20 protein-coding genes are annotated in these 23,301 nt (G+C 36.7%); 5 read left to right on the top strand and 15 right to left on the bottom strand.

Annotation, left to right across the window (positions count from 1 at the left end):
- Positions 1-252: 252 nt before the first annotated feature.
- The 10 genes from AC4G3K_RS13445 to AC4G3K_RS13400 all read right to left on the bottom strand — a co-directional run bounded on the left by AC4G3K_RS13445 (position 253) and on the right by AC4G3K_RS13400 (position 10,995).
- Positions 253-714: a HutP family protein gene (locus tag AC4G3K_RS13445; protein WP_491133619.1), complete on the bottom strand. Its 462-nt coding sequence runs from the start codon at positions 712-714 to the stop codon at positions 253-255.
- A gap of 393 nt (positions 715-1,107) precedes the next feature.
- Complete coding sequence (locus AC4G3K_RS13440; RefSeq protein WP_491133618.1) at positions 1,108-1,641, bottom strand: hypothetical protein; 534 nt, start codon at positions 1,639-1,641, stop codon at positions 1,108-1,110.
- A gap of 216 nt (positions 1,642-1,857) precedes the next feature.
- Positions 1,858-2,238: a Replication termination protein gene (locus tag AC4G3K_RS13435; RefSeq protein ID WP_491075156.1), complete on the bottom strand. Its 381-nt coding sequence runs from the start codon at positions 2,236-2,238 to the stop codon at positions 1,858-1,860.
- 273 nt (positions 2,239-2,511) lie between these two features.
- Positions 2,512-4,260 carry a glycoside hydrolase family 3 protein gene (locus tag AC4G3K_RS13430; protein WP_491133617.1) on the bottom strand — a complete coding sequence of 583 codons (1,749 nt, stop codon included), beginning with the start codon at positions 4,258-4,260 and terminating at the stop codon, positions 2,512-2,514.
- A gap of 18 nt (positions 4,261-4,278) precedes the next feature.
- Positions 4,279-5,121, bottom strand: coding sequence for an HAD family hydrolase (locus AC4G3K_RS13425; protein WP_491075158.1), 843 nt, complete (start codon positions 5,119-5,121; stop codon positions 4,279-4,281).
- Positions 5,122-5,197: 76 nt separating this feature from the next.
- Positions 5,198-6,244 (bottom strand): mannonate dehydratase, encoded by a 1,047-nt coding sequence (gene uxuA, locus AC4G3K_RS13420; RefSeq protein ID WP_066103670.1) that lies wholly within the window; start codon positions 6,242-6,244, stop codon positions 5,198-5,200.
- 20 nt (positions 6,245-6,264) lie between these two features.
- Complete coding sequence (gene uxaC, locus AC4G3K_RS13415) at positions 6,265-7,683, bottom strand: glucuronate isomerase (RefSeq protein WP_491075159.1); 1,419 nt, start codon at positions 7,681-7,683, stop codon at positions 6,265-6,267.
- A gap of 33 nt (positions 7,684-7,716) precedes the next feature.
- Positions 7,717-8,361, bottom strand: coding sequence for a bifunctional 2-keto-4-hydroxyglutarate aldolase/2-keto-3-deoxy-6-phosphogluconate aldolase (locus tag AC4G3K_RS13410; RefSeq protein WP_491075160.1), 645 nt, complete (start codon positions 8,359-8,361; stop codon positions 7,717-7,719).
- An 87-nt stretch (positions 8,362-8,448) separates the two neighbouring features.
- Positions 8,449-9,309, bottom strand: a complete 861-nt coding sequence (locus AC4G3K_RS13405; RefSeq protein WP_066103664.1) for an SDR family oxidoreductase — start codon at positions 9,307-9,309, stop codon at positions 8,449-8,451.
- 276 nt (positions 9,310-9,585) lie between these two features.
- Complete coding sequence (locus AC4G3K_RS13400) at positions 9,586-10,995, bottom strand: MFS transporter (protein WP_491133616.1); 1,410 nt, start codon at positions 10,993-10,995, stop codon at positions 9,586-9,588.
- Between the two features lie 618 nt (positions 10,996-11,613).
- On the opposite strand from AC4G3K_RS13400, the gene AC4G3K_RS13395 reads away from it, so the two are divergent.
- Together AC4G3K_RS13395 and AC4G3K_RS13390 are read left to right on the top strand one after the other, a co-directional pair.
- Entirely contained in the window at positions 11,614-12,006 is a 393-nt protein-coding gene (locus tag AC4G3K_RS13395; protein WP_491133615.1) for a CidA/LrgA family protein, read from the top strand.
- Positions 11,991-12,680 (top strand): LrgB family protein, encoded by a 690-nt coding sequence (locus AC4G3K_RS13390; protein WP_491075162.1) that lies wholly within the window; start codon positions 11,991-11,993, stop codon positions 12,678-12,680. The genes AC4G3K_RS13395 and AC4G3K_RS13390 overlap by 16 nt, the downstream gene beginning before the upstream one ends.
- Positions 12,681-13,317: 637 nt before the next feature.
- On the opposite strand, the gene AC4G3K_RS13385 is transcribed toward AC4G3K_RS13390, so the two are convergent.
- The 4 genes from AC4G3K_RS13385 to AC4G3K_RS13370 all read right to left on the bottom strand — a co-directional run bounded on the left by AC4G3K_RS13385 (position 13,318) and on the right by AC4G3K_RS13370 (position 19,315).
- A complete protein-coding gene (locus AC4G3K_RS13385; protein WP_491133614.1) occupies positions 13,318-14,865 on the bottom strand; it encodes a hypothetical protein in 1,548 nt (515 codons plus the stop codon).
- A 623-nt stretch (positions 14,866-15,488) separates the two neighbouring features.
- Positions 15,489-16,304: a pyrroline-5-carboxylate reductase gene (gene proC / locus AC4G3K_RS13380; RefSeq protein WP_491075165.1), complete on the bottom strand. Its 816-nt coding sequence runs from the start codon at positions 16,302-16,304 to the stop codon at positions 15,489-15,491.
- Between the two features lie 73 nt (positions 16,305-16,377).
- A complete protein-coding gene (locus AC4G3K_RS13375) occupies positions 16,378-18,261 on the bottom strand; it encodes a terpene cyclase/mutase family protein (RefSeq protein ID WP_491133613.1) in 1,884 nt (627 codons plus the stop codon).
- Positions 18,262-18,271: 10 nt separating this feature from the next.
- Positions 18,272-19,315, bottom strand: a complete 1,044-nt coding sequence (locus AC4G3K_RS13370) for a pyridoxal-phosphate dependent enzyme (protein ID WP_491133612.1) — start codon at positions 19,313-19,315, stop codon at positions 18,272-18,274.
- Between the two features lie 103 nt (positions 19,316-19,418).
- On the opposite strand from AC4G3K_RS13370, the gene AC4G3K_RS13365 reads away from it, so the two are divergent.
- The 3 genes from AC4G3K_RS13365 (at position 19,419) to AC4G3K_RS13355 (ending at position 21,154) form a co-directional block, all read left to right on the top strand.
- Positions 19,419-19,913: a hypothetical protein gene (locus AC4G3K_RS13365; protein WP_491075168.1), complete on the top strand. Its 495-nt coding sequence runs from the start codon at positions 19,419-19,421 to the stop codon at positions 19,911-19,913.
- A 195-nt stretch (positions 19,914-20,108) separates the two neighbouring features.
- Complete coding sequence (locus AC4G3K_RS13360; protein ID WP_491075169.1) at positions 20,109-20,345, top strand: hypothetical protein; 237 nt, start codon at positions 20,109-20,111, stop codon at positions 20,343-20,345.
- Positions 20,346-20,779: 434 nt separating this feature from the next.
- Entirely contained in the window at positions 20,780-21,154 is a 375-nt protein-coding gene (locus tag AC4G3K_RS13355) for a hypothetical protein (protein WP_491133611.1), read from the top strand.
- Positions 21,155-21,618: 464 nt separating this feature from the next.
- Here the strand turns inward: AC4G3K_RS13355 and AC4G3K_RS13350 are convergent, their stop codons facing one another.
- Positions 21,619-23,286, bottom strand: coding sequence for an FAD-dependent oxidoreductase (locus AC4G3K_RS13350; protein ID WP_491133610.1), 1,668 nt, complete (start codon positions 23,284-23,286; stop codon positions 21,619-21,621).
- Between the last annotated feature and the right edge of the window lie 15 nt (positions 23,287-23,301).

Genomic DNA, 23,301 nt, shown 5'->3' with positions numbered 1-23,301 from the left:
AAACCTGTAATTCTTACAATAAGATTTTAGAGCTAAAAAAATCTCTTCTTACAGTACTTTTTCAACATCAAGTTAGATATTTCCTTTAAATTGACCAGAAAATGCTCATGGTTTTCTGGTCAATTATCCATTCACGTGGTAGTTCCTTAATTCTTATCATCATGGTAGAAAATAAAAAGAAGACTTTATTAAGAAGAGTATTCCTAATGAAGCCTTCTAAATATGTACTAACCGATTACTGTTAGCAATAGATTATAAATGATTAAAACCTAGTCCTAATGTTTCTTGTTCAATCCCTTTTTCCAGTGAACCTGCACGTCCATAAATGCAAACACCAATCCAATCATTGGCTGTACTTATTTTTTTATTTTTATTTTTTCCTCTTACTACGCTATAGGTCAAGTCGACTTTTTCAAGGAAATCACCTACTTGAATGGTTCCTTTGCCTACCCCTTTTACGGCCTCTAAAATGGTATGATATAACGTATTTCGTTCATTGTATGATTTAGAATTTATAATTCCGTTTGTTTTTGCACTTACTTCAATGACAGAGATGACTTTATTTAAGTCAATAGAACCTATACTTCCTACTGTATACCGGTAATTCTCCTTATCTAGTTGATTTTTTATTATTTCACCGGCTTCATTATTATGTAAGAGGACCAATAATGAAGTTAATTTGCCTACTGTAAAATCATGCTCCTGAATGATCATTGTTAGCACCCCTTTACTTCATTAAAAAGAGCTAGAAATTCTAAATAACAGTTTATCCTCACCTTATACTATTTATTCGTTTATAAAATTTTAGATAAAAAACAAAAAAATCTGAGCCATGCTAAATGGTTGACTAATAAACTAAATCCACTAAAATAACCCTCTAATTACTGATCACTCTTAATACTTAGTGGTTTCATATGCGATGAACTTATTCTAACCAATATTTATTTCAATATTTACACATTTATGATTAAAAAATTAGTTGCAGGTATGTTTATCATCTTATTTTTGAGGGTGAATGATCTGTAGTATGAAATGGGGTGAGCATATAAAATGCTTAGCCTCTAAGGAGTATCTAAATTTAAAAAAATAACTTAATAACCCAAGCTATTATCTTATGCGTTTACTTTCATTTTCCATCGTTTCAACTGTGTTAAAAATTCTTGAGAAAACATCCAATATATTGGCTTCGTTGACCTTATCATTATAAAGACCATAATCCCACTGTAACTCCTCCTCGCCAGAACGGTAATATCCTGCTGCATAATATCCTGGTTGTGGGTTTGGAAATCTTTCAGGATCCGTATCATTCATATATGTATCTGGGGATTCAATAAAGAAGAAAGGGACAACAGCGTTTTGGTATAATTTTTGATAAGTTACTTCTGCTGCTTCAGTTGAATGCTGCTTCATAATAAAAATGGCATCATATTTGGAAGATAGACTACTTTGATTTAAATCTTTTAGTTCAATCTTTTTAAAATGAATGTGATCCTCGCGGACTTCTGGAATCTTACCGACAACACCTATTGTTAATTTTTCACCTTCATATATTGGGCTATCCTTCACTATATTGTTATCATTCATACATGCAGATAGTAGAAATAAAATCCATATTAAAACCAATACAGTATTTTTCTTCATTTAAGCCTCTCCAATCGGCAATCTTTCATTCATTCAACATAATTCCATTTCTCTTTTAGAAATCCCCCTGGAATGAAAAGTGAACTTACTAACTTTATAACCATCTCTTCATTCCGTTTCGAATATAGAAAGTTTATGCTGAGTACGCAAAAACAGACTAATTCGCTATATAAACCAGTCTGTCATAAGTAAGCTCTATTTATTGTTTTTTCTCTGTTATATTTTTTTAACAGGGCCAAAATGATCTTCTAATGCAACCTGCAATATTCCGATGGAACGTTCCAATTCTATTTTCATTAACTTCCGGTAAATTTCTAATTCTTCTTTCCCTTTATCCGTTAAATAATAAATAAAGACTTCCTGGACATTCGCTTCCGGATCACCTAATATTTCCGTTCTCTTTTTTAAGAACCCAGCTTTATACAGTTCTTTATAGGTTTTATATATTTCCGTATGGGTTGGTGAATAACCGAATGGTTTAAATTTCTCTCTTAAATCATTTAACACCATTGAACCATAGTCCCTCGGATGAGAAGCAATTTCTAAAAGATAAAGCTTTAAAAACGCTTTTTGTTTTAATAAAAATCCTCTGTTCATCCCAATCACCTCTTACGTCAAACATCTTTTATTACTTCTATAGTAACAGATTTTCTCATTTCTTGATGGTTTTAAGACTTTTCTTGGTGACGTGGATTTTTGAGATAAACAATGAATATTTGGAACATAGTTTTTATAATTCTTATAAAGAGGTTTGAACTTAATTTAGTGATTTTGGTTCGAATTGGGTGATTTTACAATTTTATTGGTATGAAGACAATAAAAAGCGCGAATCAGCAAAGATTCGCGCTTTTTTCCTTGTACAAGGAACTTTTAAAGTCTTGTATCCCATTTATTGCACCAAACAAGCTCATTTGGTGTGCCGTGGAACTCAGATTCACCCATGATTTTGTCAATCACAGCTTTGATGGTAATTTCAGTATCTTTGTAAGCGTTAATATAGCATTTTACCATTGGTACATCTGTTAAATGCGTTGTATAGTTCAATGATACGAACACAGTTGGTACTTCATGTACATACCAAGGAACTTCGTTAGACATAGCCGTCTTCCATTTGATACGGTAATTGTTTTCTGCACCATAACCGATGACATTGGCGAAAACAAGTGCTGCGTCTACTTCTTCACGATATTTTAATGTAGGGCCTTTAACACGAGTGGTACCATCGTTCACCGTTACTTCAAAGCCTCTGCTTTCTAGCTCACTCACAATGTAATTAAGCGTTTTGTCATCAGCTTTATAAATGCCACCTTTTTCTCCTTCTAAGAAATACAGGCGAATGCGTTTATGTGTTTCTGGGCGAATTGGAAGCTGATCTAACGTGTTTTTAACAAGCGTAATCCCTTTGTCTGCAGCTTGTTTAGCACGCTCGATATGATCGTCACAGCCAATGACTTTTAAATCTTCTTCTGTACGGAAGATGGAACCATCTTCTTTCGCTTTGTGCAAGCCAAGTGTCGCTTTGAAGCCTAAGATTCTTTCTAACGCATCTTGAAGACGTTCTTCTGTAATGATGCCATTTTTGTAGCCATTTAACATGAAGTTATAGTCTTCATCGATATCGTTGAAGAACAAGAACATATCACAGCCTGCTGCAATGGATTGTGGTACATACTCTTCACGTCTCATCGCTGCTGTCATTCCCAGCATATGAGTTGCATCAGTTAGCACTAAACCGTTAAAGCCTAATTTACCTTTTAGAAGACCATTGATTAACTCAGGAGCCAACGTAGCAGGCAAAATATCGCGGTCTTCTAGCTCAGGTACCAATGCTTTTTGATATTCTGGTAAAGCAATATGACCAGCCATAATAGAGTGAACACCGTTTTCAATATGGTTACGGTATACTTCACCGAAGGATTTTTCCCATTCGTCTACAGATAATTCATTTACGCCCATAACTAAGTGCTGGTCACGTTCTTCTGTTCCATCACCAGGCCAGTGCTTAATAGCAACACCTACATTGCTTTCTGTTAGCCCTTTAATGTATGAATTTGTGTGCTTAATAACCGTTTCAGCTTTTGTACCGTAAGCACGTGTATTAACGATTGTGTTTCTCCAGTTTTCTAAAATATCCACACATGGGTCAAAGTTCCAGTTCACACCAACCGCATGAGCTTCACGTCCGCTTACATATCCAGCGTCGAATGATACTTGTTCATCACCGGAAGCTTCACACATAGCAGCTGAAGCCACATATGTACCGTCGTTCACCGCACCATTACCGCCTGCATCACAGTTTGCTGCCACTAATAAAGGAATTTTTGTATCCTTTTGAAGTTCGTTAATAAGTGCTTGAACTTTGTCGGAATTAGCACCCATGTAACGAGCTCCGCCAATATGGTATTTTTCAAGAAGTTCTTTATTGGTAAACGCATTTCCGCTGAATTCATCATTACCAAAGAAGAACAAGTTAATAAACAATTGTCCGATTTTCTCTTCAACAGTCATTCCAGAAATCGTATCTTTAACCCATTTGATATCTTCATCAGAAAGATTATAAGGCTTTGCTTTTAAATCAACTTTAGGCATTGGAATGTTTTTAGCAATTTTTTGGATCATCCGTAGTTCCTCCAAATCTTATTTCAAGTTATCATTAAATTCCTTGATTAATTGTTGTTGGTATTCGCCTGCGAAGCTGCCGTCTAAGAATTTCGCTAAAGCTTCTTCTCTGAAGCGATCCCAAGAGAACTTCTCTTTTCCAACGAGAATTGGGTAATAAAGAACACCATTCGCTTCTGCAGCAGATAAATCTCCCGGAGCATCCCCAATCATCAATACATGAGTATTGTCATAACCGAATTTTTTCAATTGCTCAATGCAGTACGCTTTTGTACCAGCTTCTTGACCAAGCATGACATCAACATGTACGTTTAGTTCATGTCTTGTCCATTCATCAAGGACAGCCGCACCATTTGCTGAAGAAACAATTGCTACATCAGCTACATTATTAGCAGCCTCCAGTCCAGCTTTCGCGCCTTCAACAGGCTTATCGTTACCCGCTAATTCTTCTTCAATTGTACGGTTAACGGCATGGCTCCACTCTAAAGCTTTCTTTAATTGCTCATCATTTGTTTCAGCAATTGCTCTTTCAAGTGATGGATTGGATAGTTCATTTGTTGTTTCTGCCCATTTTTTGAAGGAAGAGATATCTGGCATTTCGATGCCTTCTTTTTCTAATGCTTCAAAAGTAGCGACAACCCCTTTAAAACGGTTGATTCCTCTTGTTCTAGTGTAAAGATTGATATCATTCCATACTTTAAGGAAGCGATCTTTAATATGATGAAGATTCCAAACGTCCACTGCACGAGGTCCAAACGCTTCTTCGTGCTTTACACCCATTGTGTCCATTGCGCAACCATCGGAATCGACGCATACTAAAAAGTCTTTTGTCTTAACAAATTCTTTGATGTTGTCCTTCATTTCTGTACTCTCCTTCTATATGAATAAGCCGATACGAATTCTTAACGACAAGATCCGCATCGACTTATTTTAATCATTAGCGATTATTTTTATTTACTGCTTCCCATAATCCAATTAGGTAAGTAGCACCTAATGCACGGTCATATAAACCGTAACCAGGTTTACCAGTTTCGCCCCAGATCATACGACCATGGTCAGGACGGATTGGTCCTTCATAGTTGAAGTCTTTCATTGCTTTAATTACTTCATACATATCAACGGAACCATACTCAGATGGGTGAGCACTTTCTTCAAATGACATTCCGCCTGTTAATTTAACGTTGCGGGCATGTACAAAGTTTACGCGGTCTTTCTTACCAAAGTAACGAAGCATTTCAGGGAAATCGTTATTTGGGTGGGAACCAAGTGAACCGCTGCACATTGTTAAACCGTTATATGGGCTGTCATATAGGTTAACGAATCTTTCAAGGTTTTCTTTGTTTGTGATGATACGTGGTAATCCAAAGATATCAAACGGAGGATCATCTGGGTGGATTGCCATTTTTACGCCAGCTTCTTCTGCAACTGGGATGATTTCCTTAATGAAGTACTCAAGGTTTTCCCAAAGTTTTTCGTGATCAACATTTTTGTAGTGATCAAATAATTGTTGCAGGTCTTCTTTTTTATAGCTGGAATCCCAACCTGGTAAAGAAAGTTCACCTGTTAATGGATCCATTTTCTTAGCTACTTCTTCTTCGAAGATAAGAGCTGTAGAACCATCTGGAAGACGGTATTCTAAATCTGTACGTGTCCAGTCAAAGATTGGCATGAAGTTGTAGCACACAACTGGGATACCAGCTTTACCAAGGTTACGTAAAGTTGTTTTGTAGTTTTCGATATATTTATCACGAGTTGGAAGACCAATTTTGATATCTTCATGTACAGGTACACTCTCGATAACAGAGATGTGCATACCAGCATCTTCTACAGTTTTCTTTAATTCTTCGATTTTATCCATCGGCCAAGCTTCTCCAACCGGGATATCATAAATAGCTGTTACAATTCCTTTCATACCTGGAATTTGACGGATGTACTCCAAAGGAATACTATCCGTTTTTCCATACCAACGGAATGACATTTCCATAGTAAGTTTCCTCCTAAAAATTATTGAAGATCTATATTAAAATAGTTCTTAGCGTTATTAAAGCAGATGTTCGTAATTAGTTTTTCAAGTAGCGCATCATCATTTGGAATTTCTCCGTCTTCAACCCAAGTACCAATTAGGTTACATAGAATGCGGCGGAAGTATTCATGTCTGCTATAGGAGATGAAGCTACGTGAATCAGTGAGCATCCCTACAAAGTGACTTAATAATCCTTGATCAGCTAAAGCTGTCATTTGGCGGATCATACCTGGTTTAGTATCATTGAACCACCAACCAGAACCAAATTGGATTTTACCTGCGATTCCTTCTTCGTTTGTTTGGAAGTTTTGAATCGTTGTACCAATCAGTTCGTTATAAACAGGATTCAAATTATAGACAATAGTTCTAGGCAGAGCATCCCTGATTTCGAACGCATTTAGCAGCGCATTTAATGGTGCGGCTACTTCGCCTTGATCACTGATGGAGTCAAAGCCTGCATCAGGTCCTAATCTTTTGAACATTTTTGTGTTGTTATTGCGGATTGCTCCAAAGTGAAGCTGCATTGCCCAGCCTCTTTCTGTATAGGCCTTTGCAAGAGCAATCAAGATGGCTGTCTTAAATTTATTTTCATCCTCTAGGCTTACAGCTTTACCACTGCGTCCAGATTGATAAATTCCTTCTAATTCGCTTTCATCGAATTCAGAGAATGGAACCTCAGATAGACCATGGTCAGAAATTCTGCAGCCTTTTTCGTGGAAATATTGAACACGGTCTAATAGAGCCGCTATATAATCCGCATAAGTGGCTAATGATTTGTCAGCTACCTTTTCAAGAGTTTCCACGAATGGAACGAATGTAGCTTTATTGATTTCCAATCCTTTATCAGGTCGGAATGAAGGAAGAACCTTCACTGGGAAATCAGGCAATTCAGCAATTTGCACATGATACATAAGATCATCCGTTGGATCATCTGTCGTGCCAATTACTTTTACATTTGAGCGTTTGATGAGTTCGCGAACAGAAAAATCATCTTGCTGCAACAATTCATTGCAACGGTTCCAAATGCTTTCCCATGTATGTTCGTTTAATAATTCTTCAATACCGAAGTAGTTTTTCAATTCAATATGAGTCCAGTGATACAAAGCGTTTCCAACTGTATATGGAACCGTTTTAGCCCAAGCCTCAAATTTCTCCTTCGGATCGGCATCACCAGTAATATACTTTTCAGCAATACCATGTGCTCTCATTGCTCTCCATTTATAATGGTCACCTTCGAGCCATAGTTCAGTAATATTTTTAAATTTACGATTCTCTGCAATATCCTTTGGGGATAAATGGCAGTGATAATCATAAATCGGCATATTCTTAGCGTATTCATGATACAACTTCACAGCTGTTTCATTTTGCAATATAAAGTTTTCATGTATAAATGAACTCATCCACTTTACCCTCCTTTATGTAGCAGGTCTTGATTATTTATTTTGAAGAGTTGCTAAATGATCCATAAACTCTCTTGCCACTGCTTGGACAGAGCTGTAATCACCATCTTTAACGTTCTTCGTTAAAGCACTTCCGATACCTACCGCGAATGCTCCAACTTCGATCCAGTCAGCTAGGTTATCCTTGCTAACACCGCCAGATGGCATCATTTGAACATGTGGAAGTGGTCCGTGTACATCTTTAATGAAGGATTTACCCAGAAGGCTTCCTGGGAACATTTTAATAACATCAGAACCATATGTAACAGCCTCCATTACTTCCGTTACAGATCCGCAACCTGGTAAGTAAGGAACACAATAACGATTACACATTAATGAAATGTTTTTATCAAAGTGCGGGCTTACGATATAGCGTGCACCCTTCATAATAGCCAGACGAGCTGTAGCTTCATCTAATACTGTTCCAGCACCAATAATCATGTTGTCATCATTCATGCTCGCAAGTTCAGCAATGACGTCAGCTGCATCAGGTGTTGTAAACGTGATTTCTAATGAACGAATACCGCCTGCATATGCTTGTTTAGCAATTTCTACAGCCTCTTCTTTTGTTTTTCCGCGAACAACTGCTACGACGTAGCCTTTTCGCATTTCATTTAATACTTCAAATTTTGGTAACATATCATTCACTCTCCAGTTCACGAGTCGATATCAACAAAACAAATAGCGATACTATAATCGCTATTTGTTTGCTATTTTTAGAACAAATTAAACACCAGAATATGCAGAGAACGCACCATCAACAGGGATGATTACGCCATTAACAAAGCTGGATGCTTCATGGCTTGCAAGGTATAACATTGTTCCAACAAGCTCTTCCGCTTCCCCAAAACGATCCATTGGCGTATTGCGAAGGATTTTTTCAGAACGTTCTGTGTAAGAACCATCTTCGTTTTTTAACAATTTTTCGTTTTGTGCTGTAACGAAGAAACCAGGTGCAATCGCATTAACACGGATTCCCACTTTGGACATATGTACAGCCAACCATTGTGTAAAGTTACTTACCGCTGCTTTAGCTCCGCTGTATGCAGGGATTTTTGTTAATGGTGTGTATGCATTCATAGAAGATACATTGATGATTGTTGCACCTTTACGATTCACCATATCACTTGCAAATTCTTGAGAAGGTAAAAGAGTACCTAAGAAATTCAAGTTGAATACGAATTGAACTCCTTCTGGATCTAAATCGAAGAAAGTGATTGTATCTTTCAATTGACCATTCAAATCTTCTGGGAATAAGTATTCTTTAGTAGTAGTTCCAAGAGGATGGTTACCACCGGCACCGTTGATTAAGATATCGCAAAGACCTAATTTTTCTTTTACAACTGCGTGTGCAGCTTTTAGGCTTTCTTTGTCTAATACGTTTGCTTCAACACCGATAGCAATTCCGCCTTTTTGGCGAACTTCTTCAGCTTTCTTTTCAGCATTTTCTAAAGCACGGTCAAGAATGGCAACTTTCGCTCCACATGCAGCCAAAGCATCAACAAAAGCACCGCAAAGGATTCCAGCGCCACCTGTAACAACAGCAACTTTATCTGTTAAATCAACTTTAAAAGGTAAAGTAGTCATTTCGTCATACCTCCATATATTTGCATTAAAATTCCATAAACACTATGTATACGTGTTATTGCATGCTTGTATACTAGCATACTTGAAGAGTTATATCAATAATTTATTTTTCTAAATTTGAACATAACTCATACATTAAATGCTCACTACATATGATGCTCCTTCCAATGCAAAGTATGTATTATTCCCTGTATTTCTTTTTCATTCATTTATTATTTGACAAAATAACTGTTACACAAAAAAAGATAGCCCCGTTTCGGAGCTATCTTTTAATGATTATTTTTTACGTCTTTCAGCAATATCAATTGCAAGTTGCTCTGTACGTTTCTTGTTTAATGGATACAAGAACATTAGGATTAAGAAAATAACTGCATAGAACAACGCTGGTCCTAATGTACCAAGTGCATGGATACCATTTAACGTACCTTCTGTTTGTGTCTCAAGTGCTGCATTGTAACCAACTGCTGCGATCAAGAAACCGCCAAGTCCACCAGCAACGGCTTGACCTACTTTACGAGCAAAGGAATAAACGGAATAAATCGTTGCATCTTCACGTAAACCTGTTAAGAACTCATGATAATCGATAACATCCGTTACAAACGCCCAAATAACAACGTTTAAGAATGCTGTACCAAACATACCAAGTGCTGCAATCCATACAAATGTCGTTGCACTGATATCTTTCAGCATGAATAGTACGAAGTAAATGATAGCCGCAAATCCCATACCAACAGCTGCAATTTCTTTTTTACCGAAACGGGCAACTAATGGTTTTACCATTGGCATTGCAATGAAAGAAGTAACTGTTGTCATAACACCAACAAGGCTTAGTGCTGCAGTGCTAGTGAAATAATCTTTAAATAGGTAAACGTTCACTGCTCCCATGAGCATGCTGTTTGTCATGAATAATAAAGATGCAGTTAAAATCCAAATAAGTGGTTTGTTTTGACCAATCGCTTTTAGAGTTTTACGAAGATCCATTTTTTCTGCATCATTCGTTTCAGGAACGATACGTTCAGTTGTTAATTTATAGCAACCGATGTAACAAGAAATTGCCAACACACCAAAAATACAAGCAGCCATGAACATACGATTTGCGTCGATTTTGTTATCAACAAAGACAATCATTGGTCCGACTGCATTGATGATCAAGCTCGCAAGCATCATCCCAGCTGTTCTGTAAGTAGATAAAGAAGTACGTTCAATTGGGTTATTTGTCATAACCGATGCCATAGATCCGTAAGGAATATTAACTGTACTGTACAAAGTACCCCAAACGATATAGGTTACGAACGCCCAAGCAAGATAGAAACCATCACTTTGACCAGGAACTGTGATAAACATTAATACGCCAGAAAATACTAGTGGGAATGACATTCTTAAAACCCACGGTCTAAATTTTCCATTTTTAGTTGGTTTTCTAGTGTCGATAAAACGTCCCCAAGTTACGTCAGCTACTGCATCCCATAAACGAGCAGCCATGAAGAGCGCACCAACCGTCGCTGCATTGATGCCAAAAATATCGGTATAGAATACCATTAAGTATGCACTTACCAATAAGAAAAAGAAATCGTTTCCAAAGTCACCTAATAGGTAACCAATTTTGTCCCGCATGCCGAAAGGACGAACATTAGGAGTATGATTTTCTTTTGGTGAGCCTTGTTTTTTCAAAGCTTCTGCACTCATTTAAATACCTCCAAATACAATATGTTTATAAATGACGAATAAATACCGCTAAGCAGGTTCAAACACTTACACTCGATACTTCCATCAATCTTTTGAAAACAGTAAAGGCTTCTCTAATCGGTAGTATATACATACTCACAAATTTTATTTACTTTTCTTTTGCTCATAATTTCACAAAATGAAGTAAAAGAAATAGTTGATGTAAGCTAATTCTTGAACCGATATTAAATACTTCATACAAAAAATTAATTAAGAACTATTATTGCTCACAATTTCACAAAGAAGAGTAAGTAAATGTTTGAAGCTGCTGTCTAGGTTCATATTATGTTTCGTTCATTTACACTAGTATACTAGCATGCGTTAGCAAATAATGAAACCCCTTTTCAATAAATTTTATGCAGGTAAAATCAACCAAAGTTTTATCTATTTTTTCATGTAAAAAATGTTATATGAAGTGTCTCTACCCAGTCCTCTCACTTTCTCTTTGTATTCCTATATCTACTATACATTTACCATAAAGTGCTAATCATTTGACTTGTCAGAGTGGAGGCGTAATATCAAGTTATCATTTAATTTTGGAGGTGAAGGTTACTTTATTCGAAGTGACCGATAATTATTGTGAAATATTTAGTCGTTTGTTTACAAGTCCTTCTTCTTTTCATTTTTTATTATATAGGTGTGTTTCTTCAAGAGTTGTTTAAGATTCCAATTCCTGCAAGTATCATCGGTTTGTTATTACTCTTAATTTGCTTAAAATTAAACTTAATCAAAGTTGAATACATCAATCGGGGAGCTGGCTTTTTAATTGCTTTTTTACCTTTGTTATTCGTTCCAGTCTGCATAGGCATTATGAAGTATCCAGCGCTTTTTTCCATGAAAGGTTTCACAATCATGTCTATCGTATTTCTCAGTACGATTTTTACCATGCTGATTGCAGGAGAAACAAGCCAACTAATTGAAAACTCATCTTATAATAAAAGAAGGGAACAAAAGGAATGGAAAAATTATTGATTGCCATTTTTATTATCGTTATAACCGTACTCATCTTTCTATTATTGAATCAGCTTTACAAACGATTTACCAATCCATTTCTGTTGCCGATTTTAACGACAACAATCGTAATTGTCAGTATTCTGTCTGTATTTAATATTTCTTATGATACATATATGATAGGCGGCGAGTGGATTAATCAATTGCTGGGTCCTGCAGTGGTGGCTCTTGCATTTCCACTCTATAAACAAAGGAAGGTTTTAGTAGATCACATTTATGTCATTTTGGGTGGTGTCTTCTTCGGTGTATTAGCAGGAATGTTTAGTGGACTTTTATTTGGAAAGTTGGCTGGCGTCACCGATGCGCTGGCTGTATCCATATTACCGAAATCATTAACCACGCCAGTTGCTGTACAAATTTCTGAAGAATTAGGAGGAGTTCCAGCATTAACAGCAGTTTTTGTTATGATCGCAGGTTTGACCGGTGCCATTTTAGGACCGCTGATTTTAAAGCTTTTTAAAATCACCAACCCTGTTAGCAAAGGAATTGCATTGGGCAGCGCATCACATGCGATTGGGACATCCAAAGCATTCGAATTTGGAGAATTAACGTTTTCTATGAGTTCTGTTTCCATGACTTTAAGCGCTATTTTCGGTTCTGTTCTTGGGCCTATTTTCATGAAATTATTTATATAAATAAGTAAAAAAAGTCCGTTTATTATAGAACAACTCAGACTGTAGACAATGTCCTTATTTTAGAGGACCTTGTCTACAGTTTTTTTGTTATCGCTGTCCTCTTCTATCGGGTTTACGCTATTTTCTGCAGAATGGGCTCGCTTTCCGCGGGCAAGCATCAAGCCTCCTCGTGCTTTGCACTGCGGGGTCTAGGGTACGCTTGTTCTTCCCGCAGGAGTCTCGCCCATTCTGCAAAATAGGTCCCTGCGTTATAGGGGAGTTTTCTCTGTTTAAGACAGAAATTCTTTGTGTTTTTTTGTATACTATAGGTAACGTTATTTACCAAGGTGTGATGAGCATGTTAACCAAACATAGGCAAATTAATCGTGAACAGTTAGAGATGATTACGTTAGAACAACTGGTGCCTGAGAACCATTTGGTTCACTTGTAGAAGATGACCAATTGGACTTGAGAAAGTCCAAAAAGGGCCTAAAAAATAGAGGAGGATAGGTCAATTCCTCGTGAAGAAGATAAAAAATAAGAAGGAATTCAGTAATTAGCCCCTATTGTGGATCATTCTGAATTCCTTTTGTCTACTATCTGAGTCCGTTTTTATAGAACGGACTTTAAATTACCTTTCGTAAAAAAGAATTTACCTTTATTGTACTGCCTCTTTAATCCTATAGTTGTCATTCTCTAATTTTTTCAGCTTTTCACTGCATTCCTTTAATTGTTGATTCAGTTTTATAAGTTCTTTCTCATATTCGATCTTAATGATATTTTCTGTTTCAATCATATAGGTAATATCCTTTAATTCTTTCTGGATTTGTTTAATTATTACCCTTTCTTCTTGTTTAAACTGACTGTCCGACTCTAAAATATCCATTACCAAACTTTCAAGAAGCTCATCCACTTTTTTCTCCTTGCCAAATTGATCAAGTGTCACTGACATATTAAGCAATTTATTGGCAACTTGCTTCATTAGGCTGGTTTCTAATATGTCTTCTCTTTTTGCTAAGGTCAGTTGTTTTATTTTATTTTGAATATGAAAATATTCTGTGCGATGTTTATCAAAGCTTTGGTTAATCGCCAATTCATTTATATCCATAAAGAGGAGAGTGGATTTAAGTTTGTGTATCTCAATATGCAATCGTTCCTCTATCTGTCTTTTTTGAAGTTCATATTCAGTTATTCTTTGTCGGCATATATGGAGGAGATTACTGATTTCAATATGCTTCATTTCAATAACAACTGACTGGTAATCCATTTGGCGATAATCCTCTACCCTCTTTTTCCACTCGTTCTGAAAAAAAACAGGACTGGATACAGAGTTTTCATTACACAGATATGGCAAAGTTATTTGCATAAGAATAAAAGGCATCAGCCTTTTTTTTATGGCCTGGTGATGATAGTTCACTTGCAGAACTCTGCCTCCTAAAACATGGGGTGTTATAAAATATGGTGAAGTTAAAATTTTTATAGCAGGGGAAATATGGTCATGATGGAGTAAGGGAATGTGTACAGTTAGCTTTTCTGCATACTTAATCATTAAGCTTGTGAACATATGAAAAAAAGAAGGGAGATTACTATTGGATAATTGGAGTAGCAAAGTAGATAATTCAATATTCTTCAGGTCCTCAATCTGCATGACTTTTTCCGGCAAGTTTTGTTGAAGAATCCTTTGGTTATCCTCTGAGAGCTTAAGGATGGATTGATATATGATATTCAAGAAATCCCATTGTTCATCAGATGTAAGATCCTGAAATCTGTACTCCACTTCAAAGAATAACTGCCTTAATTGATAATGAATCATAAGGTGTATACGCGTAAACTCAATTTGCTCATTTGTAAATTGCAAAAATGATTTTTCATGGTTTACATATATTTGATATACTTTTTCAACGATTGCTTCGCACTGATTGTCTATATGATCAGTTGTCTCGTAAGATAGACAGTTTAAGCCCAGTGTTTTATTCATTTCTTGAAATAAGCTAAATTGTAAAGTTGCTTCTGGTATATCATTGAATTCATTTGCTGCGTCAAAAAGGAAGTTTACATAATCTGCATTATGTTCCCTAGTTAATATTTTATTCACATTGAATGAAACCAGTTTTCTTAGATTCATATTACTTAACAAACTATAAATGATACGTAAATCGCTTCCTTTCAATGAATAGATACTGTTGGATAATAATGTGCCATCCATCGTACTCACTCCCCAAACCTTAATGGTTAGGATTATTTTAACATGTTGATGGGTGCAAATATACTACCAACTCTACTATTTACAGAATTTTTAGAATTATTTTATCCAAAATAAATGGGGTAACGATTAATGAGGTAACAAACGGAATCATCAGCTATTCAGAAGGATTAAGCTGGAAAAATAATAGTAAGACGAGGGTAGTGGCTATATCTATACGCTGCTTATTAGAGAAATTAAGAATAAGCGAGGATGGGACATAACTTATAAACGATCCTGAAAAGACGAACGACATCTAATTTATCGGCTTTTTTACTTATTAAAGAGCTAAGTTAGTAGAAAAGTTCGTTCTATCGCGCTACAGCCACTCGCTTTCCGCGGGGAGGAAGGCTTTAGCCTCCTCGGCTACGCCTTGCTCAGGTCTCAGCCTTTCATCTACTTCCCGCAGGAGTCGGTGGCTTCCGCTCCATTCCACTAAGTTTAATAATGGTATACAGTAGTAACCAATCTATTGAAAACAAATAAAAATCCGAACTATTAGGCGAAATATTTATTAAAATATTACCTAATAGTTCTGATTTATTATTGACTGAAATACTTATGTCCCAGCCTCGCTTATTTGTTTTTCAGTAAACTTCATCATTCATTTTCTTTGATTGATCTGCACATACTTCCATTGCCTTGATGACCGAATTTCTAAATCCATGTGCTTCCAGTGTTGTGATGGCAGCAATGGTTGCGCCTCCCGGAGAGCAGACTTGGTCTTTTAGTTCTGCTGGATGAATCCCAGTTTCCAAAGCAAGCCGAGCCGAGCCCAAAATAGTCTGTTCGGCCATTCTGTACGCTTTTTTTCTCTCTATGCCAAGCTTAACGGCAGCATCCGCCATTGCTTCCATTAATACAAATATATAGGCTGGTGATGAACCGCATAAAGCAATAAAAGCTTCAAAATCTTCTTCTTTTATGATTTCATATTCACCAAAAACTCGAAATAACTGGCAGATTCCCTCCAATTCTTCCTCTGTGACATGTGCATTGGGACAAATAGCTGTCATCCCGGCATTCACCATAACCGGAGTATTCGGCATAGATAAAACAAATTTTGATTCCACACCAATCCACTCTTCCATTTGTATTGATTTCACACCAGCTGCAATGGAAATGAGGATTTTATTATCATCAATGTACTCTCTTATTCCCTTGATAACCTCTTCATATTGGTTCGGATTGACTGCTATAAAAATTATATCTGAATTTATGGCAACTTCACTATTGGACAGTGTTGTTTTAATCGGCCACTTTTCCATTATAGTTACTCTCGATTCTTCGGAACGGACAGAAACGATCAATTGGTCAGCATTAATTTGATTGCTGTTTATCAAAGAGCCAACCATCGCTTTCCCCATATTCCCACAGCCAATAAAACCTATTCTACTATTCATGATTCAACACCTATTCTTATTCGTTTGCCACTATTTTAACATAAAATCACTCATAGTTTTTAAATGTGGATTTTTACTGAGCGCTTGTGCTTTCTTTGATCCGCTTCTTTTCGTAATGTCCCAGTGCCAAAAGAGGGAATATATAATTATAACTTTCATAAATGATATAATATCCACCTCTCAATCCAAGGCCTGTTGGATACCGTTTCGCAGAGGAATGATAAGATTCTTCATCCACTAAACAGTTGATTCCTTTCTGGATTGCTGATGACGTTGTCTGTTTTACTGTTAGGAGTGCATCCAACGCCCAGGCTGTTTGTGAAGGGGTACTATAGGGCAATGGGATAAAGTGTTCCTCCTCTGCGCTTTTGCAGGATTCCCCCCATCCTCCATCCTTTAATTGAATAGATTCCAGCCAGTTGATTGCTTTTTGGATAGCAGGATGTTCCGGCTTGATTCCGATTGCACATAACCCTGTGACTGCAGCCCATGTACCGTAAATATAACAGACACCCCATTTTCCATACCAGCTCCCATCTGCCAATTGCTCCTTCAGCAACCAGGAAGCTGCTTCTTTAACAAAAGAATGTTTGTAGGTTAAACCCGCATAATTCCCCATAAATTCTAACACCCTGCCTGTTAAATCTGCTGTGGAATCATCTATAATAGCATCTTTCGCATTTTCAATTGGCAAAAGGGTAAATAATGGGTGATAGGCATCTTTTTCAAAAGCCCCCCATCCCCCATCCTTATTTTGCATGGCCTTCAAATATGATAGCCCTTTTTTCCATGCAAGATTTGTTTGTGTGTCTTGTCTGCTTTGCTTGGTTAACGCTCTTAAAACTGCGCTTGTATCATCATTGTCAGGTACAAAATGATTACTGTCAGAAAAACCCCATCCCCCCGGGACTACATTAGGAGCGTGTATCGCCCAGTCTCCTCGACTATATTGTTGTTTTTTGAGCAAATAAGCATTTGCCCGCTCTATAACCGGATCAGTTTCCTTTAGTCCGGCTTCCTGCAAAGAGTAGCTCAATAAAGCTGTATCCCAAACCATGGAAGGTGAATTCTGCACATGCATGCCATCGGGGGTATTTGTTAAGTAACTCTTCATCCCGGCGACCGCATTTTGAATAACCGGGGAGTCTTTTTTATATCCCAATGCGAGCAGAGCATAAATCATATAACAGGTAGCCGAACTGTAGCTATATAAAGTTCCATTCTTTTCTATTCGATCAAGCATAAGTTTTTCTGCAGATTGGTAACCAGCTTTTTCCCATGAAAACGGAGCATAATTCAAAGATTTCAACTTATTAATTAATTGATTTTCCTCTAAATTACGTTCCTCTCTAAACCATCCTCCTTTTTGCCCTTCAAAATAACTAAGATCTGGTCCCTCATGTTTATACTTAAACCGTTTATTGATACAGATCGTCATAGGGGTTAAATGAACTCTGGCATAATTACTGCACTGATACATATTTAAAGGAATATGTGCTGGAACCATAAAATAACTCATCGGAAAATGGAAAATGGTCGGATAGTTGTACATTCCATTCACTGCCAGCATCATTTTAGTCATAAAATGAGATCGTGATAGACCACCGTGCTTATTTATAAATCTTTCAGCTCTTTTCATTTCCTCGCCATTCCGATGAAACTTGCCGGATACAAGCAGGGCTGCATAAGATTGAACAGTGGCTGATAAATTACCTTCCTTTTCATCTGGATAGATACTCCATGATCCATTATCATTTTGTGTGCGTAATAGCTTTTCTACTAATAGATCAACAACCATATCATCTTTTATTCCCAATGTCCGTATAATTAAAATCATGAAACAATCCGTTAATGAAGACCCTTCAAAATTAAAAGTCCAAGAGCCAGATGTATTTTGTGATTTTTCTAACCTATCAAGCTTGGCAGCCATATAGTTCCTTACTTTTGATCTGTTCATTTATTTCCTATCACCCCATCCATTCGGATTGTCTTTTCTCGCTGGAATTACAGAGAGGAATTACCATCGATTCATTTTTAACTGAATAATCCCGATAAAATCTCATACATCCTGCATAGGCGGCTGCACTTTGTTTATCCGAAGAATGACCTCTCATCAAAAGAGCTTTTCCCGCTTGGACAATTTCTGTTTTTGTAATGGTTTGCATATGCCCTTCTGTTTGTCTAATTATTTTTAACACTTCCTTATATAAAGGTGGAGGAATTTTACTATTTATTAATTGGGAAGATGGAAGAGTAGTGACCATAATAAATTTAGGGATTTTCTTAATGACTTGAAGCTCCAAAAGATCTTTAAAACCATGATAAGCTCCAATGGCTAATAGACTGCTTTCTATTGGGAAAATAACGATATCCGGTTCTTGGTGTCCAAACTGTTCCCAAATCTCATATGTATAGGTTTTTGCGCCCTCAATCAGATAAGGATGATACTCTGATACGATAAAGTGATGTTTATCTAAGGCCGCTTCATGTTTATGACCAGAAGAAATGACTTTTACTCCATAACTTTTATATTTATCCAGCGATTTATTTGAGGTAGTTTCCGGTATAAATAACTCACATGGGATTTTGGCCTGTTTTGCGTATTTAGCAACAGAAAAATTTACGTCCTTTGTATCCGTTAAAATGATCTTCTGTATTTTATGCTCTTTTAATTTGGTCACCAATAGAGCTGAGCATCTATCTATCGAGGATTGACTGGGTAAGCTTTTTTCTAATTTCAAATAAATATGCGGATTATCGGGGTCCAGCTGTTCAAGCTGCGTATTCCCTTCCCCCAATGAAACCTTCTCCCATTCCCTCAATTCTTGATTTACCGATAAAGCACGGAAGAATTTCCACATGGTTAAATTATCATGATCTATCCAATCATCTTTTAACGCACTTTTATCCTTCCTTATGATTAACAGTCCACCACAAGTACAGTTTTTCACGCATGTTTGCTCCGTAAAGAACTTATGGCATTCTGAACAGACATATTGATTTTTACTCAAAATAGCACCTCCTGACTAGAGTGTTATTTCCATTAATTGCATGGTAAAGAGTGTGAATATCGTTTATGATAAAGATATCGAAATATGATAAAGAGGCGATAAAATGATTGATGTATTTCATGGAACATCTCATTCGAGTTATGAGAAGATTCTTAAGAACGGCCTTACACTTGGTAACTCCTTCATTCACGGCAAAATGCATGGTGATGCTATATATGCTACTACACGCAAGGAATGGGCGGAAAAATTCGGACCAGACGTTATAGAGTTTTCCGTTGATACTGAAGACTTCTTCTATATAGAAGATGATGACTATGCTAAATTATATGATTCATTTACGAATGAATTCGTAGAACCGTACGAAACGATCAGTGCGTATATATACAATAAACAATTTGCTGAAATTCATAATTTATCTGCGGGCGATAACAGAAAAAATATGAAATCATTTATCAAAGAGACTGAATTTAAAATAGGCAGCCAGCTTCAGGAAATGATTACTTCTAAGGGCTATAAAGGTATTGTTATTGAATCTAAGGATAGCAACGGCCCTTTTCGTGATTTAACTATTTATGACCTGAGTTGTATCAGTATGTAAACTTGTCTACTATACCATTCGAGAAAACACCGTAACCCTTCCCTATAGTTTGTGTCACCTTCTTGATTCCATTTTGAACTGCAAGTCACCTGCAACAGATTTTCAAACTAGAGAATTCTGTTCTTTCTGGAAAGTATAGTGGTTATAATAGTAATCAAAATACATAAACTTTCTTAAAAGAAAGAAGGAGATTAGTTGGCTAAAAAACACTCATTAACCGAATACCTAATCCCGGGCTGCCTGTTAACCGGTCTTGGAATTGGATTATCTCTTGATACCCCCGGCGTTGGGTGCCTCATTGGTCTGGGTGGAGGCTTTCTATTAACGTCCATCTTCAACCTCTTTCTGGAAGGACAGTCTAAATTAATGGGGATGGAAGAACTCGAAAAAAGAATCAGTAAACTAGAAGAACATACAAAAAAGAACGAATAATGGTGGTTAAAAAACCTTATTCGTTCTTTTTTATGTTTTTAAATGAGTTTTATTCTATAGATTTTGCAAAATAAAGAAACTCTTATTTTAAATTATCAAGTTATTACACAAGTTTACTTTTTAAATATTACTCATGGACTTCAAGTAATTTCTCCGCCGGAATCTTATTGATTGTCATACACGTTTATTGCTTCCCACAATATATATGTTTACGTAATTTGCTTTTACTGACCCTTCGTCCCTTAAAGGTCTTTTCTTTCTAAAGAAAGCAACTCTTTGCCGTTCCCCGCAATGGGATCTTAAAAGAAATCCCTGCCAGAGTAACTAACCTTAAGACTAATATATAAAAGTAATAAACAAAATGATCGTACAAACGAATATTCATCCTCTAAAAGCGCAAAATGATAGTAGAACATGACAAGGAGTCTACTTTCATGAAGAAATTTTGGTATCATATAATCTGGGTGTTGATTTTATTAGTGATCAATCTATGCGCCCTTCCTGTATCCATTTATTCATTATTCGCAATTGAAAAAGGAACTAATATAACAAGAATAGATTATTCTTTGGCCGTACTCATTTTGGCTGTCAGCAATCTTATTACATTGCAGCTCTTTATCGCCATCAAAAAGAATCAAAAACAAAACACATTATTAAGTATTTTGATTGCTTTTATACAAATTATCTCCTTCATTTTATTTATGAATTTGTATGAGAAAACCGGTATCACCATTTTCTCCCTTTCTATTATAGCCTCTGTGATCATGATCATCAAAACTTGGAAACAGAAAAAACCAGCCTTTTTTTAAAAGGTTGATCAGACTGAGTACAAAAGGAATTTTAGAACCGGCTTTATAGCCTTTATTTTGAATTCTTTCTTTATTGTTAAAACGAGATTCATTCTTCTATCATTTAAACCAATGTTAACCACATCATTTTAGATTCATGACCCCCGAACTCGATGGTTTCTTACATCTTGATTATATTTTTTTATTCACATTAGTGTAATGTAGATGTTCTGCTTCCTCTATATATCTTTTTTAAATTACGGATAATAAGTGGCCAATGGAGTTACTTTGCATATTTATTATAAAAAAATATAGAGGATTTCTGTCTACTCGTATTTAACGCAGTATCCTATTTTCTACAGAATGGGAGAGACTCGACCCCGCAGCGCATAGCGCGAGGATGCTTGCCCGCGGGTAGCGAGCCCATTCTGTAGAAAATAGCGTTAACTAAAAAACCAGCCTTTACAAAAGGGCTGGTTTACTTATTATGCTTGTTGCAATACTTCTACAATTTCATTAATCTTTTTCGCTCCAAAGACCACTTGTTCATCATTAATAATCATCGCTGGAACGCTCATTACTTTATATTTCTTTTTAATATCCTGGAAATTGCTGATATCAATCATTTCTGCTTCTACATTTGGATTTTCAATGGCAATTCTTTGTGCGCCTACAACCACATCCGGACAGTAATGGCATGATAGAGACACCATAACCTTAATATTTGTTTGTTTATCGATTGCCTGAATGGACTGTTTAATGGAAGAATCCAAAGCTTGTCCAGGACCTGCCAGGTTATATATGGCGAGGATAAAGGAATTAAGCTCATGTCCTCCCGGTACACCATGGAACTTCACGCCACTGTAATTTCCTTGATTGTCAAGCAATGAAACAACCGGGAATTTATCAGCATTGATTTTCGTTTCCATTTTAGCATTTTCGCCTTTTTTATAAACTTCCAGATGAAGTTTATCGCCAAGTTCAACAACATCCATCAAGAAATCACGTAACTCAACAGATTTAGGCATGTTTTCATCTACAATGCTAACTAAGGTTACCTCTTTCTCCATTTTGGCAAATATACCTTTTAATTGTCCTTTGATAGCATCGCTTAGCAAGTTGCTCTTACCACTTTTAGCTGTTTCTTTTGGTGCGGATTCTTTTTGAACTACAGTTTTTTCTGGCTTAGCTTCATCTACAATGCCAAGACGCTCTTTTTCTTCTGCAACATATTTCTGTACATCTGTTCCAGCAATCGCCCCATCGGCTACTGCTGTAATCACTTGTCTTAAGGATTTAGGACGAAGATCTCCTACAGCGTATACACCCTTAACGTTTGTTCTCATTTCTTCATCCGTAAGAATGTAACCACGTTCGTCCATTTCTACATGGCCTTTAAAAATCTCTGTCTTAGGCTGATATCCAACGAAAACAAATACACCAAATGCGCCATCTTCTTCTTTCGCTGTATATTCCCATTCTTCCTTTGTTACATTATTAATGAATCGTGCATGTTGAACCATATCTTTACCAGATACTTCAAGCAGCTCCGTATTAAATTTAACTTCTATATTTTCATTGGCAAAAACCTTATCTGCAATAGATGGAGCACAAGTAAATTCAGGCTCACGAGCAATAATGGTAACTTTGCTCGCGAAGCGTGTTAAATACATGGCTTCTTCCGCTGCTGCAAATCCTGCACCGATTACAAATACTTCTAAACCTTCGAAGAACTCACCATCACACGTGGAGCAATAGGCAACACCGCGGCCAGTAAATTCAGCTTCACCAGGAAATCCAAGCTTACGCGGCCCAGCACCTGCCGCAATAATAACCGCTCTTCCCTGAAACTCACCATTAATCGTTTTGACGATCTTAACCTCACCGGATAAGTCAACATCAGTCACGTCTGCATTAGTAAATTGTACACCAAAATCTTCACATTGGTTTTTCATTTCTTCTATTAATAAAGGTCCAGTCGTCTTACGAACACCTGGGTAGTTTACAATTTCATTTGTTGTTGCAGCCTGGCCACCCATATTTCCTTTTTCAATAATAAGAGTGTTTAACTTTCCACGGCCTGCATAAATACCGGCAGATAATCCAGCCGGACCTCCACCAATAATAATCAAATCAAAAATCTTTTTACTCATTATGTTCACCTTATT

Source organism: Bacillus sp. z26, from assembly GCF_058313635.1.
The sequence above is the reverse complement of the archived record's forward strand: the minus strand, read 5'-3'. Positions and strand labels throughout refer to the sequence as shown.

Coding starts and splice junctions, on each gene's coding strand:
- AC4G3K_RS13405 (WP_066103664.1), bottom strand. CDS start 9,309: ATGACTACTTTACCTTTTAAAGTTGATTTAACAGATAAAGTTGCTGTT.
- AC4G3K_RS13435 (WP_491075156.1), bottom strand. CDS start 2,238: ATGAACAGAGGATTTTTATTAAAACAAAAAGCGTTTTTAAAGCTTTAT.
- AC4G3K_RS13385 (WP_491133614.1), bottom strand. CDS start 14,865: ATGGATGGCACATTATTATCCAACAGTATCTATTCATTGAAAGGAAGC.
- AC4G3K_RS13400 (WP_491133616.1), bottom strand. CDS start 10,995: ATGAGTGCAGAAGCTTTGAAAAAACAAGGCTCACCAAAAGAAAATCAT.
- AC4G3K_RS13440 (WP_491133618.1), bottom strand. CDS start 1,641: ATGAAGAAAAATACTGTATTGGTTTTAATATGGATTTTATTTCTACTA.
- AC4G3K_RS13430 (WP_491133617.1), bottom strand. CDS start 4,260: ATGATCCAAAAAATTGCTAAAAACATTCCAATGCCTAAAGTTGATTTA.
- AC4G3K_RS13365 (WP_491075168.1), top strand. CDS start 19,419: ATGATTGATGTATTTCATGGAACATCTCATTCGAGTTATGAGAAGATT.
- AC4G3K_RS13375 (WP_491133613.1), bottom strand. CDS start 18,261: ATGAACAGATCAAAAGTAAGGAACTATATGGCTGCCAAGCTTGATAGG.
- uxaC (WP_491075159.1), bottom strand. CDS start 7,683: ATGAGTTCATTTATACATGAAAACTTTATATTGCAAAATGAAACAGCT.
- AC4G3K_RS13445 (WP_491133619.1), bottom strand. CDS start 714: ATGATCATTCAGGAGCATGATTTTACAGTAGGCAAATTAACTTCATTA.
- AC4G3K_RS13410 (WP_491075160.1), bottom strand. CDS start 8,361: ATGTTACCAAAATTTGAAGTATTAAATGAAATGCGAAAAGGCTACGTC.
- AC4G3K_RS13355 (WP_491133611.1), top strand. CDS start 20,780: ATGAAGAAATTTTGGTATCATATAATCTGGGTGTTGATTTTATTAGTG.
- proC (WP_491075165.1), bottom strand. CDS start 16,304: ATGAATAGTAGAATAGGTTTTATTGGCTGTGGGAATATGGGGAAAGCG.
- AC4G3K_RS13425 (WP_491075158.1), bottom strand. CDS start 5,121: ATGAAGGACAACATCAAAGAATTTGTTAAGACAAAAGACTTTTTAGTA.
- AC4G3K_RS13390 (WP_491075162.1), top strand. CDS start 11,991: ATGGAAAAATTATTGATTGCCATTTTTATTATCGTTATAACCGTACTC.
- uxuA (WP_066103670.1), bottom strand. CDS start 6,244: ATGGAAATGTCATTCCGTTGGTATGGAAAAACGGATAGTATTCCTTTG.
- AC4G3K_RS13350 (WP_491133610.1), bottom strand. CDS start 23,286: ATGAGTAAAAAGATTTTTGATTTGATTATTATTGGTGGAGGTCCGGCT.